At 71.6% G+C, this 15,085-nt stretch carries 16 protein-coding genes; 10 read left to right on the top strand and 6 right to left on the bottom strand.

The window, feature by feature from the left end; genetic code table 11:
• Nucleotides 1–31: 31 nt before the first annotated feature.
• Nucleotides 32–886: a PhzF family phenazine biosynthesis protein gene (locus tag DA075_RS14250; protein WP_099953793.1), complete on the top strand. Its 855-nt coding sequence runs from the start codon at nucleotides 32–34 to the stop codon at nucleotides 884–886.
• A 12-nt stretch (nucleotides 887–898) separates the two neighbouring features.
• Here the strand turns inward: DA075_RS14250 and DA075_RS14245 are convergent, their stop codons facing one another.
• Nucleotides 899–2,008 (bottom strand): branched-chain amino acid ABC transporter substrate-binding protein, encoded by a 1,110-nt coding sequence (locus DA075_RS14245; RefSeq protein ID WP_099953792.1) that lies wholly within the window; start codon nucleotides 2,006–2,008, stop codon nucleotides 899–901.
• 334 nt (nucleotides 2,009–2,342) lie between these two features.
• Between DA075_RS14245 and DA075_RS14240 the strand changes: the two genes are divergently transcribed.
• Nucleotides 2,343–3,311, top strand: a complete 969-nt coding sequence (locus DA075_RS14240) for a D-2-hydroxyacid dehydrogenase family protein (protein WP_099953791.1) — start codon at nucleotides 2,343–2,345, stop codon at nucleotides 3,309–3,311.
• 44 nt (nucleotides 3,312–3,355) lie between these two features.
• Here the strand turns inward: DA075_RS14240 and DA075_RS14235 are convergent, their stop codons facing one another.
• Nucleotides 3,356–4,525 carry a polysaccharide biosynthesis/export family protein gene (locus DA075_RS14235; protein WP_099953790.1) on the bottom strand — a complete coding sequence of 390 codons (1,170 nt, stop codon included), beginning with the start codon at nucleotides 4,523–4,525 and terminating at the stop codon, nucleotides 3,356–3,358.
• 225 nt (nucleotides 4,526–4,750) lie between these two features.
• Here DA075_RS14235 and DA075_RS14230 point away from each other — a divergent pair, with 225 nt between their 5' ends.
• Nucleotides 4,751–6,025: an alpha/beta hydrolase gene (locus DA075_RS14230; protein ID WP_099953789.1), complete on the top strand. Its 1,275-nt coding sequence runs from the start codon at nucleotides 4,751–4,753 to the stop codon at nucleotides 6,023–6,025.
• 12 nt (nucleotides 6,026–6,037) lie between these two features.
• The gene (locus DA075_RS14225) at nucleotides 6,038–6,844 is read left to right on the top strand and encodes a Cof-type HAD-IIB family hydrolase (protein ID WP_099953788.1); all 807 of its coding nucleotides are present in this window, start codon (nucleotides 6,038–6,040) and stop codon (nucleotides 6,842–6,844) included.
• Between the two features lie 61 nt (nucleotides 6,845–6,905).
• On the opposite strand, the gene DA075_RS14220 is transcribed toward DA075_RS14225, so the two are convergent.
• Nucleotides 6,906–7,235, bottom strand: a complete 330-nt coding sequence (locus DA075_RS14220; protein ID WP_123834287.1) for a hypothetical protein — start codon at nucleotides 7,233–7,235, stop codon at nucleotides 6,906–6,908.
• A gap of 207 nt (nucleotides 7,236–7,442) precedes the next feature.
• Nucleotides 7,443–8,024: a tyrosine phosphatase family protein gene (locus DA075_RS14215; protein ID WP_099953786.1), complete on the bottom strand. Its 582-nt coding sequence runs from the start codon at nucleotides 8,022–8,024 to the stop codon at nucleotides 7,443–7,445.
• 261 nt (nucleotides 8,025–8,285) lie between these two features.
• Between DA075_RS14215 and DA075_RS14210 the strand changes: the two genes are divergently transcribed.
• A complete protein-coding gene (locus tag DA075_RS14210; RefSeq protein ID WP_099953785.1) occupies nucleotides 8,286–9,368 on the top strand; it encodes a TRAP transporter substrate-binding protein in 1,083 nt (360 codons plus the stop codon).
• Between the two features lie 28 nt (nucleotides 9,369–9,396).
• Here DA075_RS14210 and DA075_RS14205 read toward each other — a convergent pair whose 3' ends face one another.
• Nucleotides 9,397–9,588, bottom strand: a complete 192-nt coding sequence (locus DA075_RS14205; protein ID WP_048429329.1) for a hypothetical protein — start codon at nucleotides 9,586–9,588, stop codon at nucleotides 9,397–9,399.
• 376 nt (nucleotides 9,589–9,964) lie between these two features.
• Between DA075_RS14205 and DA075_RS14200 the strand changes: the two genes are divergently transcribed.
• From DA075_RS14200 to DA075_RS14185, 5 genes are all read left to right on the top strand, one after another.
• A complete protein-coding gene (locus DA075_RS14200; protein WP_099953784.1) occupies nucleotides 9,965–11,353 on the top strand; it encodes a deoxyribodipyrimidine photo-lyase in 1,389 nt (462 codons plus the stop codon).
• A 51-nt stretch (nucleotides 11,354–11,404) separates the two neighbouring features.
• Nucleotides 11,405–12,130, top strand: coding sequence for a tRNA (guanosine(37)-N1)-methyltransferase TrmD (gene trmD, locus DA075_RS14195; protein WP_099953783.1), 726 nt, complete (start codon nucleotides 11,405–11,407; stop codon nucleotides 12,128–12,130).
• Between the two features lie 145 nt (nucleotides 12,131–12,275).
• Nucleotides 12,276–13,070: a Crp/Fnr family transcriptional regulator gene (locus DA075_RS14190; protein WP_099953782.1), complete on the top strand. Its 795-nt coding sequence runs from the start codon at nucleotides 12,276–12,278 to the stop codon at nucleotides 13,068–13,070.
• Nucleotides 13,071–13,112: 42 nt separating this feature from the next.
• Nucleotides 13,113–13,250, top strand: a complete 138-nt coding sequence (locus tag DA075_RS36575) for a hypothetical protein (RefSeq protein ID WP_164712324.1) — start codon at nucleotides 13,113–13,115, stop codon at nucleotides 13,248–13,250.
• 238 nt (nucleotides 13,251–13,488) lie between these two features.
• Nucleotides 13,489–14,328, top strand: coding sequence for an ABC transporter substrate-binding protein (locus tag DA075_RS14185; RefSeq protein ID WP_420813144.1), 840 nt, complete (start codon nucleotides 13,489–13,491; stop codon nucleotides 14,326–14,328).
• Nucleotides 14,329–14,364: 36 nt separating this feature from the next.
• Here DA075_RS14185 and DA075_RS14180 read toward each other — a convergent pair whose 3' ends face one another.
• A complete protein-coding gene (locus DA075_RS14180) occupies nucleotides 14,365–15,069 on the bottom strand; it encodes an ABC transporter permease (protein WP_099953780.1) in 705 nt (234 codons plus the stop codon).
• Nucleotides 15,070–15,085: the final 16 nt, after the last annotated feature.

Raw genomic sequence — 15,085 nt, 5'->3', positions numbered from 1 at the left:
GCGGCATCCTCCGCCGCCCGGAGACCGAACCATGACCGCCCGCTTCACCCTGGTCGACGTGTTCCACGACGGCGCCTTCACCGGCAACCCGCTCGCGGTGGTGAGCGGGGCCGAGCCCAACTCGGCGACGATGCAGGCGATGACGCGCTGGTTCAACCTGTCGGAGACGGTGTTCCTGCTGCCGCCGACCGATTCCCGTGCCGATTACCGGGCGCGCATCTTCACTCTCGCCCATGAGCTGCCCTTCGCCGGCCACCCGACCCTCGGTGCCTGCCACGCCTGGGCGGCCCTCGGCGGCTCGCCGCGTCACCCAGGGCGCATGGTGCAGGAATGCGGCGCCGGCCTCGTGCCGATCCGGCAGGACGCCGACCGCCTCGCCTTCGCCGCGCCGCCGCTCCTGCGCGCGGGCGCGGTGGACGAGGCCACCCTGCGGGAGGTCGCGACGGTGCTGCGGATCGACCCCGAGAGGATCGTCGAGGCGCGCTGGGCCGATAACGGCCCGGGCTGGGTCGGGGTGATGCTGGCTTCCGCCGAGGAGGTGCTGGCGGTCGAGCCGATGCGCCACCACGAAGGCCGGATCGATATCGGCCTCGTCGGGGCCCACCCGCCGGGTGCGGAGGTGGCCTGGGAGATCCGCACCCTGTTCAGCGACGGCGCCGGCGCCCTCGTCGAGGATCCGGTGACCGGCAGCTTCAACGCCGCCGTCGCCGGCTGGCTGCGGGAGACCGGCCGCGCCACCGGGCCCTATGTCGCCGCGCAAGGCACGCGGCTCGGCCGAAGCGGCCGGATCTTCGTCGACTACGACGGCGCCGACTGGATCGGCGGGCGCACCCTCACGGTCGCGGAGGGGACGATCCCCCTCGACCTCGGTTCGCGCCGGTCTTGATTCGCGCGACTCTCAGTTGGCGTAGGTGAAGACCCCGTCGCGCCAGACGTAGAGCACGTAGCCGGGCGCCGTCACGTCGCCCTTCTGGTCGAAGCCGACATTGCCGAGCACCAGGGTGAAGCGCTCCGCATGCAGGGTCTCGGCGATGGCCTTCGGGTCGGTGGACTTGGCGAAGTTGCCGGCCTCGGCGAGGGCCTGAAGCGCGGCATAGCCGTAGAGGGTGAAGCCGGCGGGGTCGATCCCGTCGGCCTGGAGCGCCTTCACGGCGGCGGCGGCCTCCGGCTTGCGGCGCAGGTCCGGGTTGAAGGTCATCAGCACGCCGTCGCTCGCCGCGCCGGCCAGCGCCCCGAATTCCTTGGTGGCGATGCCGGACGTGCCGAACCATTGCGGGCGATAGCCGGCATCCGCCGCCTTGCGCACCAGCTTGCCCATCTCCTGGTAGTGGCCGCCGTAATAGACCACCTCGATCCCCGCCCCTTGCAGGCGCTTGATCAGCGCCACGTCGTCGGTCTGGCCCGGGACGATCGCGGCGAACAGGGTCTCGTTCTGGCCGATCTTGTTCAGGTTGGCCTTGGTCGATTCGGCGAGGTTCCGCGACAGCGGCGTGTCGTCGTAGAGGATCGCGATCTTCTTGTCGCGAAAACGCTCCGCCAGGATCGTAGCCGAGAGCCGGCCCTGGTCGTCCTCGCGGCCGGAGACCCGGAAGATGGTCGGCAGGCCGCGATCGGTCAGGCGCGCGGCGTTGGAGGCCGGGCTGATCATCACCGCGCCGGCCGCCGCGTAGACGTCGGAGGCGGCGAGCGAGGCGCTGGAGCAGACGTGCCCGATCACCAGCCGGACGCCGGCGCGCACGAAGCGCTCGGCCACCGCCATCGCCTGGCCCGGGTCGCAGGCATCGTCCTGCACGTCGAGCACGATCGGCTCGCCGGCGATGCCGCCGCGGGCATTGGCGTCCCGGACGGCGGCCTGCACGCCCTGGAGCACCTGCTCGCCGATGCCCGCGATCGCGCCGGTGCGCGGCACCGCGACCCCGACCGTCACGTCGGCGCAGGCGGCGCCCGCCCCGACCAGCAGCGCTCCGATCGCCAGCCACAGGGCGGCGACGGCCCTGGTGCGCGTCATCCTCGGCGCTCCCGCATCGTTCGAACCACTCCGACCTCCGGCCTCGATCGTCCGGCCGCTTAGCACGGCCGTCGCCCCCTTGTCCGTGCGAAGCACGGGAATCATTCCTCGTCCGTGCGAAGCACGGCGATCCGTCCCTTTCCGTGCCAAGCACGGCCGGCGCCCCCTCGTCCGTGCGGATCCGCAAGGGCGCCCGGCTCTATCGGGCGCGAGCCCGCGGGGGCGCAAGGGGGGCGCGGCGCGTCAGGGTGCTGCGGCGAGCATAGCACGGACGCCCCGGCTGGAACGCCCGTCCGGTGCCGGATATGGAGGGATTCAGGGAGGAAATCGCGTGATGACACACGATGACGGCATCCGGGTCGCGGTGCTCGACGACTACCAGGGCGTGGCCGCCGGGCTGGCCGATTGGAGCAGCCTCGGCCCCGAGGTCACGGTGGATTTCTTGTCCGAGCCGGTGCCGCGGGCGGAGGCCGCCGCGCGGCTCGCGCCCTACGCCGTACTCTGCCTGATGCGCGAGCGCATGCCGCTGGACGCCGAGTTGATCGCGGCCCTGCCGGCCTTGAGGCTCGTGGTGTTCACCGGCGGGCGCAACCCGTCCGTCGACAGCGCGGCGCTCCACGCCCGCGGCATCACCGTCTGCAACACCCGCAACGGCGAGGGCGGCATCGCCACCGCCGAACTGACCGTCGCGCTGATGCTGGCCTGCGCCCGCAACCTGCCGCGGGAATTCGCCACCATGTCGAACGGGCGCTGGCAGGAGACGCTCGGCGAGGGCCTGAAGGGGCGCAGCCTCGGGCTTCTCGGCCTCGGCCGCATCGGGGCCCGGGTGGCGGCTGTGGCCAAGGCGCTCGGCCTACGGGTGACGGCCTGGAGCCCCAACCTGACGCCGGAGCGGGCCGAGGCCGGCGGCGTGGCCCTCGTCACGCGCGAGGCCTTGTTCGCGGAGAGCGACATCGTCAGCCTGCACATGGTGCTGGCGCCCTCGACCCGCGGCATCGTCGGAGAGGCCGAGATCGCCCGGATGCGTCAGGGCGCGATCCTGATCAACACCTCCCGCGGCCCGCTCGTCGACGAGGCAGCCCTGGTGGCGGCCTTGCGCGAAGGCCGCATCCGGGCCGGGCTCGACGTGTTCGACCGCGAACCCCTGCCCGCCGACCATCCGCTGCGCCGCCTGCCGAACGCGGTGCTGACGCCGCATCTCGGCTACGTGACGCAAAGCACGTTCCGGATGTTCTATGAGGACACCGTCGAGGCGATCGCGGCCTGGCGCCGGGGCGCGCCGGTGCGGGTGGTGACCGCCTGACGCGAGCGAGGGGCCGGCGCCGGGCGCCCGCCCCTCCGGGGCCCTTACCGTACGCCGGCGTAGACCGAGGCGCCGGCCGAGACCGGGGCCGTGATGGTCGAGAACACGCTGAGGACCTTCTGAACCTCGGTGAAGGGCGCGTTCGAGACGTAGACGAGGTCGCGGTTGCGCATCCGGAAGGCCTGGGAGACGAACAGGCTGTTGGGATCGCGCATGTTGATCCGGTACACCACCGGCACGAAGTTCGAGGACAGCAGCGGGCTGCCGGGCCGCAGGCGACGCACCACCGAGGCCGGCTCGAACCGGAAGATGAACACGCCGGCCGGGTCGGCCTGCACGTCCGAGAGGCCCCGCGCCTTGGCCAGCGCCTGGGCCAGCGTGATGCCCTCGGCCGAGAACGGGATCTCGGCCTGGGCGCCGAGCGCCCCGACGGCCAGGAAGGTCTGGGGGTCGCGCACCAGGGTGAGGGTGTCGCCCGGACGCAGGAAGATGTTCTCGCGCGGGTTCGAGACGATCGCGGTGAGCGGCACCGTCGCGGTGGTCGATCCGCGCGACAGCCGCACGAAGGTCTCGCTCACCGGCGCGCGCACGCCGCCGGCGGAGGCGACCACGTCGAGCAGCCGGTCGCCCTTGGTCGAGAGCGGCAGGCGGGCGCCCGCCGTCACCTCGCCGGTCACCGTCACGGCGGTGCTGGTCGGCTGCACCACGGTGACGATCACCTGAGGCTCGATCGCCTTGCCGGCGAGCTCCTGCTCGATCTGGGACTGCACGTCCTGGACACGCTTGCCCGCCACCTGGATGCGGCCGGCATACGGCACCGTGATGGCGCCGTCGCGGGTGACGACCTGCGGCGGGATGGTGGCCGATTTCGAGCCGGAGGAGAACCGATCGACCGACAGGGTGCCGGAGAACAGGCCGCCGGTGCTGGCCTCGTAGATGGTCACCGCCACGGTGTCGCCGACGCCGATCACCGGCTCGACGGAGGGGCGGCGGTCGCCGAAGGAGGCGAGGAGGCTGTCGAGGGGACGGCCGCGCAGGGCCTCGACCACCGCAGCGTTGACGTCGACGATCTCGTAGCGGGCGAGCAGGCCCTGGTCGGTGGCGACGTCGGCACCCGACGCGACCGCGTTGGCCGACGGGCCGGAGGCCGGCAGGAAGTTGGAGCAGCCCGAGACCGCGAGCGCGGTGCAGAGGGCGATCGGGAGTGCGCGCATCAGCGAGAGTGCTCGTCCTTACCTTGAGAGTGGTCCCTAGCCGAGTCGGGGACCCCTGTCCGTGGCCCCCGTGTCACAGTGCTGTCGGGAGCCCTCCCCCGGCGTCGCCTTCCCCGCTAGACACAGGGTCCGAAGGCCGGCGCGGCCTTCATCGTGTCGTGTCAACACGACAAGGGTTACCAAATCACGGCGTCAGGATGGCGTGGCGCGGATGACAGGGCAGCGATGACCACACAGATCGGCTACACGCCGCCCGACGCGGCCGCCCAGGGCCAAGGACACGAGTCCCGGCCGGTGCGGCGGCGCCACGTCGTCTACCTGCCGGGCTACGATCCGGATTCGGGCAAGCGCTACAGGGCGCTGTTCGCGCGGGAATTCACCCGCTACGCCAAGCGCTTCGACCTCGGCAAGAAAGCCATCACCCGGGCCGAGACGAGGGCCGACGGCCTGGTGCAGACCTGGACCGTGGAGACCGGGCATCCCGGCCTGGAGACCCGCACCACCTACGAGGTGCTGCTGTGGGACGACCTCGTCCGGGCGGATTTCCGCCGGCCGCTGATCGCCTCGATGGCGCTCCTCACCGCCGGCATCCTGCACAGCCTCGTGACGGGCAAGCTCTTCCGCCTCTACGGCCTGAACTGGAAATACGGCAACGTCATCCTCTATCCCTTCGGCATGACGGTGATCCTGGGCGCGCTCGCGGCCCTGCTCGGCACCGGCGTCGCGCACCTGCTCGCCGGCTGGCTGCCCGGTCTCGCGGCCGGGGTGATCGGGGCGCTCGCCGGGATCGGCCTCGTGCTGGGCGCCACCCCGCTCCTCGACCGGATCTTCCTGCGCCAGCTCATCAACGACTGGGTGTTCAACTGGCAGCACAGCAACGGCTGGCGCCCGGATTACGAGGCGCGCCTCGCCCTGTTCGCCGACCACGTCGCGGGGATCTGCCGGGCGGGCGAGGTCGACGAGGTGCTGATCGTCGGCCATTCCTCGGGCGGGCTCACCGCCGCCGAGGTCGCCGCGCGAGTGCTGGAGCACGACCTGCCGGAGACCCCGCGCCTGTCGCTTCTCACGCTCGGGGCCGGGCTGCCCCTCGTCGCCATCAACCCGCGGGCCCGCCGGGTGCGGGCCGACGTGATGCGCCTCGTCGGCAGCGCGCGGCTGGTCTGGGCCGATTACCAGGCGCCGCAGGACTGGATGAACTTCCCGGGCTTCAACCCCGCCCACGACCTCGGCGAGACCCCGGCGGGCCCGGTGCGCAACCCGCTGATCCGCTCGACGAAGTTCCGCGACATCATCGTCCCGGACGTCTACCGGCGGATCTCGTTCCGGCCGTTCCGGATGCACTTCCAGTTCCTGATGGCCAACGACCTGCCGGGCGAGTACGACTTCTTCGCCCTGACGCTCGGGCCGCAAGCCCTGGGCGACCGGGTGATGGCGCCCGCGATCGTCCCGCTGCGGCCAGAGGCCGCCCCCGAGCCGGTGCCGGTGCACCGCGAGATCTGAGAGGTCTCCTCGATGCCCATCGCCCTCGTGGTCACCGACGTCGACGGCACCCTCGTCACCGGCGACAAGCGGCTGACCGAGCGGTCGGTCCGCGCCGTCGAAGGTTTGCGTGAGCGCGGCATCGCCTTCACCTTGGCGTCGAGCCGCCCGCCGATCGGCCTGCGCGCCCTGGTCGCGCCGCTCGGGCTCAGCCTGCCGATGGGCGCCTTCAACGGCTCGACGGTGGTGCGCCCCGACCTCACCCCGATCGACGAGACGCTGATCCCGGAAGATGCGGCGAGGCATGCCGCCGCGCGCCTCGCCACCGACGGCATCGACCTCTGGGTCTTCGCGGACGGCGCGTGGCTCCTGACCGACCCGGACGGCCCCTATACCGATCTCGAGCGCCGCACCCTCCAGGCCGATCCCTGCGTGGTCGACGACCTCGCACCCTATCTCGCCCGCGCGGCCAAGCTCGTCGGCGTCTCCCGCGACCACGCGGGCCTCGCCGCCCTCGAACCGCGCCTGGCGGCCGAGATCGGCGACGGCGCCGCGGTCCATCGTTCGCAGGCCTACTATCTCGACGTCACGCCGCCCCGGATCGACAAGGGGCACTTCGTGGCGCGCATCGCCGGAGAATTGGGAGTTTCCCTCGCCGAGGTCGCGGTGCTCGGCGACATGGCCAACGACACGGCGATGTTTTCCCGCGCCGGCCTGTCGATCGCGATGGGCAACGCGAGCGACGCGGTGAAGCGGGCGGCGACCCATGTGACGGGGACGAACGAGGAAGAGGGGTTCGCGGAGGCGATCGGGCGGTTCGTTCTGACGAGCGGCGACTGAGGCGTTTTCCAACCCGGCCTGCCGCGACATCGTCCGCAATGTCCGGATCAGCCTCCGCATCTCATCGATGCGGCGAGCACCATGAAGAGGTCACGCCGCGCGACACGAAAGTCTGCGCATTGATGATCTCATAATCAAACGAATAGGTGCCGGACGGATAGGGGATCCTGCTGCCGCCGTCCTCGCAGGGCGCCCGGCCCGAGACGCGCTTGCCCACGGCCTTGAACGGCTTGACCATGCAGTAACCGGATTGATTCTCGGCGGCGGGTGACAGGAACTGGTAGGGCTTGGGGACGTCCTGCACGACGTAGACGCCAATGCTTTCGGAGAGGTCCGGGAACCGGACGGCGCCTGCCCGGCTCGGCCTGGCACGCGCCTCGGGTGAACTCACCCTCTCGGAGCGGCAGGCGCGGGACGGCGAGAGCCGGAACGGACGACCCCGGGAGGAGCGCGGCGAGGAGGCTGAGACGGCGCCCGGCAACCATGCCGGACCCTTCCCTGCGACCCGCTTCGACGATGAGGGCGAGGCCGTCCACCGTTTCGGTCGCGGCGAGGGCCGCCCGCGCCGGACGCTGCCGCAGGACGTGCCCCGACGAGACTACCGAGCGAGCGCCGCATCCACCTCCCGCCCCCGCCCCAACCCCCGCATCAGCTCGGCGAGGTGCGGCCGGATGCGGAGCTGCTCGGCGTGGAGGCGGCGCACGGCCTCGGCGAGGCTGCCGTCATAGCCCAAAGCCTCGTCCGCGAAGGCGATCAGGCGGGCATTGGGCCAGGCCTTCTCGCGCAGATCGTGGACCTTGGCGACGACGGACTGCGCATCGAGGTCCGGATGGGCCTGGCCGAGCAGCATCGTCATCGCGGCGGTGGAGCGGGAGATGCCGGCGTGGCAGTGGATCAGGAGATGCGTCTTGCGCCGCGCGGTCTCGGCCGCCAGCTCCTCGCCGAAGCGCAGGATCGCCTCGACGTCCCGGCGCTCGGGCAGGATCTGGCCGTCGGTCGGCTCGATGATGTCGTGGAAGCGCAACGTGGTGCGGTGATGCGCGTCGTAGGTGCCGAAGGCCTCGGGCTCGGGCCAGGCCGGATCGAGGATCGACAGCACGTGGGTGACGCCGCGGGTCGAGTGGTGGCCCAGCTCCTCGAGGCCGCAGACCGTGTGCAGGGAGATCGGTTCGGGCTTCACGGTCAGGTCGCGCTCCGGCGAGGGGCGGGGCGCGGGGACGCCGCCGCGGGATAGCCTTGGGTTAGCACAGGCCTGACGCCCGCACGAGATCCCCGATCCCGCCCGGGATCCGAGAGCCCGCACGGGGATCCGAGAGCCCGCACGGAAGGCTTCACCGGCGGCAAGGCGTATCCGGCCCCGGTGCGCTTTCGCGCGAAGCGCGCTACCTGTGATCCCACGGACGCCCTGGAATGGAGGGCATTTTTCGCCGATGGGGAGAGCATGAAGCGTCGCGACATCCTGACGGCCGGCATCGGCCTCGCCGGCGCCGCCGTGGCGGCCCCGGCCGTGGCGCAGAGCGCGCCCGAGCTGCGCTGGCGCCTGCACTCCGCCTTCCCGCGCAACCTCGACGCGCTCTACGGCGCCGCCGAGCTGTTCGCCCGCCTGGTCGCCGAGGCGACGGACAACCGCTTCCAGATCGAGGTCGCGGCGGCGCCCTCGGGCGAATCCGCCGCACTGCTCGATTCGGTCGGGGCCGGCACCCTGGAGATGGCCTATTCGGCCGCCTATTACGAGGTCGGCCGCGACCCGACCTACGCCCTCGCCACGGCGGTTCCCTTCGGCCTCAACGCCCGCCAGCAGAATGCCTGGATGCTGCAGGGCGGGGCGCTCGACCTGTTCAACGAGATCTTTGCCAAGAGCAAGCTCTACGCCCTGCCCGGCGGCAATACCGGCACCCAGATGGGCGGCTGGTTCCGGCGCGAGGTGAAGTCCGTCGCGGACCTGCAGGGCCTGCGCTTCCGCATCGCCGGTCTCGGCGCGCAGGTGCTCGCCAGGCTCGGCGTCGCGACCCAGACGACGCCCGGCGCCGACCTCTACGCGGCGCTGGAAGGAAAGACCCTCGACGCCGCCGAGTGGATCGGCCCCTACGACGACGAGAAGCTCGGTCTCAACAAGGTGGCACCGTTCTACTATTATCCGGGCTTCTGGGAGGGCGGCTCCATGCTGCACTTCTGGTTCAACGCCCAGAAATGGGGCGAGCTGCCGAAGGCCTACCGGGCGATCGCGACGGCTGCGGCGGCGAGCGTCAACGGCGATCTGCAGGCCAAGTACGACGCGCGCAACCCGGCCGCCCTGCGCCGGCTGGTCGGCGGCGGGGCGCAGCTGCGCCCCTTCCCCCAGGAGGTGATGGAGGCCGCCCTCAAGGCGGCGAACGACATCTATGCCGAGCTCGGCGCCAAGAACCCGGACTTCAAGCGCCTCTACGACGCGCTGAAGACGTTTCGCAATGAGGAATATCTCTGGTTCCAGGTCGCCGAGTACACTTACGACAACTTCATGATCCGGGCACGGGCCCGGGGCTGATCGGCGTCGCCCCCGGGCCGGGGCGCGCCTATTCGGCGGCCTCCTCGCCCGGCAGGGTGCCGCGGCCCTCCTCGCGCATCAGCGCCCGCACCACGCTCGGCACCGCCTCCAGCGCGCCGGCCAGGGTCTCGTCGGCCACGAACAGGCTCTTGATCTCCGGGCTGGTGATGCAGACGAGGCCTTCCCCGCTCTCCTCGACCCGCAAAGTGAATTGCCGCATCGATCGACCGCTCCCTTACGCTCGGCTCCGATCGCCCCGCGATGCACGAGGCGGGCCAGCATACGGGGGACAACGTGGAGCGCGGCCATAAGCTCCGCCGGCCGCAAGGGGAGCTTGACCGAAATTTCTCGCCGCGAGAACAGGGCAAGAAAAAAGGCCACTCTCGCGAGCGGCCCGAAGTCTAGGGAGGAAACGCCCAAGGAGGGCAGCGGGAGCGCGACGCGATCGCGTTCCCGCACCGCAATAACATAGGTGTGCGCCGCCGGATGGCAAGGCGCGATTGTCGGCAGGGCTGCCACTTTCGCGGGCAGCACTCGCCCGACGCTGGACCAAACCCGACCACAGCCTAGTTTCCCGGGCGTGACGGGAGCGCGGCATGGCGATTCAGGCGGGGCGGATCCGGGTTCTGAAGGACGTGGCGCCGCGGGACGGCGCCTACGTGCTCTACCTGATGCAGCAGGGCATGCGCAGCCGCGACAACCCGGCCCTGGAATACGCCGTCGAGGAGGCTAACCGCCTCGGGCTGCCGGTCGTGGCGGGGTTCGGCCTGCTCGACGGCGGCGCCCATTTCCCGGAGGCCAATGCCCGCCACTACGCCTTCCTGCTCCAGGGTCTCGCCGACGCCAAGGCCGGCCTGGAGCGCCGCGGCATCGCCTTCGTGCTGCGCCGCACCACCCCGGCCAAGGCTGCCCTGAATTTGGGCAGACAAGCCGCGATGCTGGTCCTCGACCGCGGCTACCTGACGATCCAGAAGAGCTGGTACGCCGAGATCGTTAAGGGCTTCGACGGCCGCCTGGTCCAGGTCGAGGGCGACGTGGTGGTGCCGGTCGAGGTCGCCTCGGGGAAGCACGAATTCGCCGCCCGGACGCTGCGGCCGAAGCTGCATCGGACCTGGGAGCCCTATCTCGCGCCGTTGCGGGCGCGAAAGGTGAAGCATCCGGCCGACGCTCTCGGCTTGACGAGCGACATCGACGTCTCGGATCCCGACGCGGCGCTCGCCGCGATGACGCTGGACCGTACCGTGACGCCGGTGCGGCGCTTCCGCGGCGGCGAGACCGAGGCCTATCGCCGGCTCGACGCCTATCTGGCCGGGCCGTTCGCCGAGTACGGCACGGTGCGCAGCCGGCCCGAGGCGGGGGCCGCCTCGCATTTGAGCCCCTACCTGCATTTCGGCCAGATCTCGCCGGTGGCCGCCGCCCTCAAGGTGCAGGCCGCCAAGGCCGGCGGGCCGGAGGACCGGGCGGCGTTCCTGGAAGAGCTGATCGTCCGGCGCGAGCTGGCGATGAACCACGTCCACACCAATCCGGGCTACGACGCCTACGCGCAGGCGGTACCGGACTGGGCCCGCAAGGCGCTGGCCGAGCATGAAGGCGATCCCCGCCCGCACCTCTACGACGAGGAGGCGCTGGCGCAAGGCCGCACCCACGACGAGTACTGGAACGCCGCGATGCGCGAGATGCGCGTCACCGGCTACATGCACAACCACCTGCGCATGTACTGGGGCAAGAAGATCCTCGAATGGTCCCCCTCGCCGGAGGAGGCCTTCGCGGTGACGCTGCGGCTGAACAACCGCTACTTCCTCGACGGGCGCGACCCGAATTCCTTCACCAACGTCGCCTGGCTGTTCGGGCTGCACGACCGGCCGTGGGGCCGGCGCAAGGTGTTCGGCACCGTGCGCTATCTGGGGCAGAACACGCTCAGGAAGTTCGACGCCAAGGCCTACCTGAAGGCGGTCGACGACCTGTGCCGGGCGGAAGAGGCGTGACGGCCCGCCCGCGCGGTTGACCGGCCCGCCCCGCCGGGGCCATCAACCCGCATGACCACCCCTCAAGCCTCCGCCCCCCTCTCGCCCTGGCGGGCCACGATCCTGACCCTTTACCCCGAGATGTTCCCGGGCCATCTCGGGCTCTCGCTCGCCGGCGACGCGCTGGCGCGGGGCGCCTGGAGCCTGGAGGCGCGCAACATCCGCGACCACGGCATCGGCCGGCACCGGGCGGTGGACGATACGCCGGCCGGCGGTGGGGCCGGGATGGTGCTGCGCTGCGACGTGCTCGCCGCCGCGATCGACGCCGCGGCGCCCGCCGGCGATCCCCGCCCGCGCCTGCTGATGAGCCCCCGCGGCCGGCCGCTGACGCAAAGCAGGGTCCGGGCGCTCAGCGAGGGGCCGGGCGTCATCGTGGTCTGCGGCCGCTTCGAGGGGGTCGACGAGCGGGTGATCGCGGGGCGCGCCCTCGAGGAGGTCTCGATCGGCGATTACGTGCTGTCGGGCGGCGAGCCCGCGGCCCTGGTGCTGCTCGATGCCTGCGTGCGCCTCCTGCCCGGCACGATGGGCAAGCACGCTTCCGGCGTCGAGGAAAGCTTCGAGAGCGGCGGCCTCGAATATCCGCACTACACCCGGCCCCGGGAATGGGAGGGGCGGGAGATCCCGGAGGTGCTGACCGGCGGCAACCATGCGGCGATCGCCCGCTGGCGGGCCGCGGAATCGGCCCGCCTCACCCGCGAGCGGCGCCCGGACCTCCTGGCGACGGACCGGGATTCGTGACCGGCAACCAACTCCGGCGCAGGATGTTGAAAACGCGACGCAGGTAAATGTCCGAGGGAACAGGCCTTCCTAGACCCGTCCCGTCGCCGGGCGCCTTGCCTCGCGCCGTCCTCCGCGATGTCTCCCTCGGACCGCCCCGCCCGCCATGCCCGATTCCGCCCGCTACCTGCAGCACCGGCCCGAGATTCTGGAGGCCTTGCGCCGGGGCGAGGCGGCCCTCGACCGGGTCATGGAGGGCACCGGCCGCCTCTACTCGGCCGGCCGCCTGCTGGTGGAGGCCGACAGCCCGAACACCACGATCTTCCGCCTGCGCAAGGGCTGGGTCGGCCGCCTGCGCACGCTGGAGGACGGGCGCAGCCAGTTCATCCTGATCTTCCTGCCCGGCGACCTGTTCGCGGTGAAGAGCCTGTTCGTCACCCACAGCCCGGACGCCGTGCAGGCCCTGTCCGAGGTCCTGGTCGAGCAGGTCGACCACCTCACCCTCCGCGCGGCCTACGAGCGCGATCCCGACCTCGCCACCCGCTGCATGTGGCAGGTGATCGAGGAGGAGCGCCGGCTGCACAACTGGGTCGTCGGGCTCGGCCGCGGCAGCGCCGACGAGCGCCTGGCGATGCTGCTGATCGATTTCCGCGGCCGCCTGATCCGCTCGGGAGTGCTGCCGCCCCAGGCCCTGGCCTACGACCTGCCGATGACTCAGGAGCAGATCGGCGACCATCTCGGTATCTCGAACGTGCACGTCAACCGGGTGCTGCGGGCATTCCGGGAGGACGGCATCGTCACGATGCGGGGGCGCCGGGTGACGATCGGCGACCTCGACACACTGGGGCGGATCGCCAGGCCGCTCCTCGACCCGCCCGAGCGCGGCCGCCCGGAATTCGTCGGGGAGCGTGCCGGGCAGGCCGGCGACGGGGGGAAGGGTGGCGACGATGCCGGCCACTGAGGAAGGGATGATCCGGCCCCAGCCGCCGGGCATGCTGCCCTGATGCTGATCGAGAGCCTGATGCTCGCCCTCGTCGAGCGCAAGGTGGTCCCGTCGGCCGAGCGGGTCGAGGCGGTGATCGAGGCCGAGCGGCGGCATCATCCGGTCGCGCTGCCATCGGATGATGCTCCAGGCCTCTGATTTTGCCGGATTTTCTGCAACGATCCGGGATCCGCTTCGCCGGACAACGCTCCGGCCGAGGCCCACCAGGAGCCGCAGACCGCGACCCGCGCCGTCGCGATGCGCACCACCATCGCCAACAGCCTCGCGGCCACCGGTCAGGCGACGAAGGGCCGATCCGAGGCAGGCCGATACGCCCTGGCGCCCGGTCCGCGCCGCAGGGTATCGCTGGCCCTCAGATCCCCCCGGAGCCAAGTCCGTGAGCCGCCCGATCCCGCGCCGCCTCGCCCTCATCGCCCTCCTCGCCATAGCGCCCGCCCTTGGCCAGCGTGCCGCCGCGCAGGAGCGGGCGATCACCCTGGCCTCGACCACCTCGACCGAGCAATCGGGGCTGTTCAACCACCTGCTGCCGATCTTCCAGCGCGAGACCGGCATCGCGGTGCGCGTCGTCGCGGTCGGCACCGGCCAGGCGCTCGCCATCGGCGCCAAGGGCGATGCCGACGCGCTCCTCGTCCACGACCGGCCCGGCGAGGACACGTTCGTGGCCGAGGGCTACGGCCTCGACCGCCGCGACGTGATGGCGAACGACTTCGTGATCGTCGGGCCGAGTGCCGACCCGGCCGGCCTCAAGGGCGGGCGCGACGCCACCGAGGCGCTCGCCCGCATCGCCCGCGCCAAGGCGCCCTTCGCCAGCCGCGGCGACGACAGCGGCACCAACCGCACCGAGCTGCGGCTGTGGAAGAAGGCCGGGATCGAGGCCCGGGGCTTGGGGAGCAGCTACCGCGAGCTCGGCCAGGGCATGGGCCCGACGCTGAACGCGGCCGCCGCGATGGACGCCTACACCCTGACCGACCGGGCGACCTGGGCGAGCTTCAAGAACCGCCAGAACCTTGTGATCCTGGTCCAGGGCGACCCCGCCCTGTTCAATCCCTACGGCTCGATCCTGGTGAACCCCGCCAAGTCGCCGCAGATCCACGCCGCCAATGCCAGGATCTGGCACGAATGGCTGACCTCCGAGCGCGGCCGGGCGGCGATCGCCTCGTTCAAGATCAACGGCGAGCAGCTGTTCTTCCCTGCCGGCACGATGCCGAGCCAATGACCGCCCCGGTCATCACCCCGGTCTTCACCCCGGTCTTCACCCTCTTGGGAGAGCCGCCGCGCGATTGATCCCGAAGGCGGCGGCGCTGACCACCAGCGTCAGGGTGACGAGGACGAGCCCGAGGCTGAGCGCGAGCGCCAGGTCGCCGCGGCTCGTCTCGAGGGCGATACTGGTCGTCATGGTGCGGGTGTAGCCGCGGATGTTGCCCCCCACCATCAGGATGGCGCCGACCTCGGCGATCGCCCGCCCGAACGCCGCCAGGAAGGCGGTGACGAGGGGAGCGGGCGCCATCGCCAGCAGGATCAGGGCCGCGTGTCCGGTCCCGACCCCGTCGACCCGCAGGGCGTCGCCGTATTCCGCCCACAGGGCCTCGCAGGTGCGGTGCGAGAGCGCCGCGACGATCGGCAGGGCGAGCGCCCCTTGGGCGATCACCATGGCGCCGGGCGTGAAGAGCAGGCCGAGGCTCCCGAGGGGGCCTGAGCGCGAGACGAGCAGGTAGAGCACCAGCCCCACCACCACCGGCGGCAGGCCGAGCAACGCGTTGACGAGGACGAGGAGCGCGCCGCGGCCGGGAAACCGCGTCGCGGCGAGCAGCGCCCCGAGGGGAGCGCCGAGGAGGAAGCCGAGGCCGGCCGCCGTCAGGCTGACGCGCAGCGACAGGCCGACGATGGCGACGAGTTCGGCATCCGCCCGCAGGATCATCGCGACCGCCAGCCCCAGGGCGCGCCCGAGCTCGTCCATGTCACCTCCGTCTCAC

Origin of the sequence: Methylobacterium currus (genome assembly GCF_003058325.1) — a bacterium.
GTDB classification, from domain to species: domain Bacteria; phylum Pseudomonadota; class Alphaproteobacteria; order Rhizobiales; family Beijerinckiaceae; genus Methylobacterium; species Methylobacterium currus.
The sequence above is the reverse complement of the archived record's forward strand: the minus strand, read 5'-3'. Positions and strand labels throughout refer to the sequence as shown.

Coding starts and splice junctions, on each gene's coding strand:
- DA075_RS14240 (WP_099953791.1), top strand. CDS start 2,343: ATGACACACGATGACGGCATCCGGGTCGCGGTGCTCGACGACTACCAG.
- trmD (WP_099953783.1), top strand. CDS start 11,405: ATGACCACCCCTCAAGCCTCCGCCCCCCTCTCGCCCTGGCGGGCCACG.
- DA075_RS14210 (WP_099953785.1), top strand. CDS start 8,286: ATGAAGCGTCGCGACATCCTGACGGCCGGCATCGGCCTCGCCGGCGCC.
- DA075_RS14190 (WP_099953782.1), top strand. CDS start 12,276: ATGCCCGATTCCGCCCGCTACCTGCAGCACCGGCCCGAGATTCTGGAG.
- DA075_RS14205 (WP_048429329.1), bottom strand. CDS start 9,588: ATGCGGCAATTCACTTTGCGGGTCGAGGAGAGCGGGGAAGGCCTCGTC.
- DA075_RS14245 (WP_099953792.1), bottom strand. CDS start 2,008: ATGACGCGCACCAGGGCCGTCGCCGCCCTGTGGCTGGCGATCGGAGCG.
- DA075_RS14180 (WP_099953780.1), bottom strand. CDS start 15,069: ATGGACGAGCTCGGGCGCGCCCTGGGGCTGGCGGTCGCGATGATCCTG.
- DA075_RS14225 (WP_099953788.1), top strand. CDS start 6,038: ATGCCCATCGCCCTCGTGGTCACCGACGTCGACGGCACCCTCGTCACC.
- DA075_RS14250 (WP_099953793.1), top strand. CDS start 32: ATGACCGCCCGCTTCACCCTGGTCGACGTGTTCCACGACGGCGCCTTC.
- DA075_RS14200 (WP_099953784.1), top strand. CDS start 9,965: ATGGCGATTCAGGCGGGGCGGATCCGGGTTCTGAAGGACGTGGCGCCG.
- DA075_RS36575 (WP_164712324.1), top strand. CDS start 13,113: ATGCTGATCGAGAGCCTGATGCTCGCCCTCGTCGAGCGCAAGGTGGTC.
- DA075_RS14230 (WP_099953789.1), top strand. CDS start 4,751: ATGACCACACAGATCGGCTACACGCCGCCCGACGCGGCCGCCCAGGGC.
- DA075_RS14235 (WP_099953790.1), bottom strand. CDS start 4,525: ATGCGCGCACTCCCGATCGCCCTCTGCACCGCGCTCGCGGTCTCGGGC.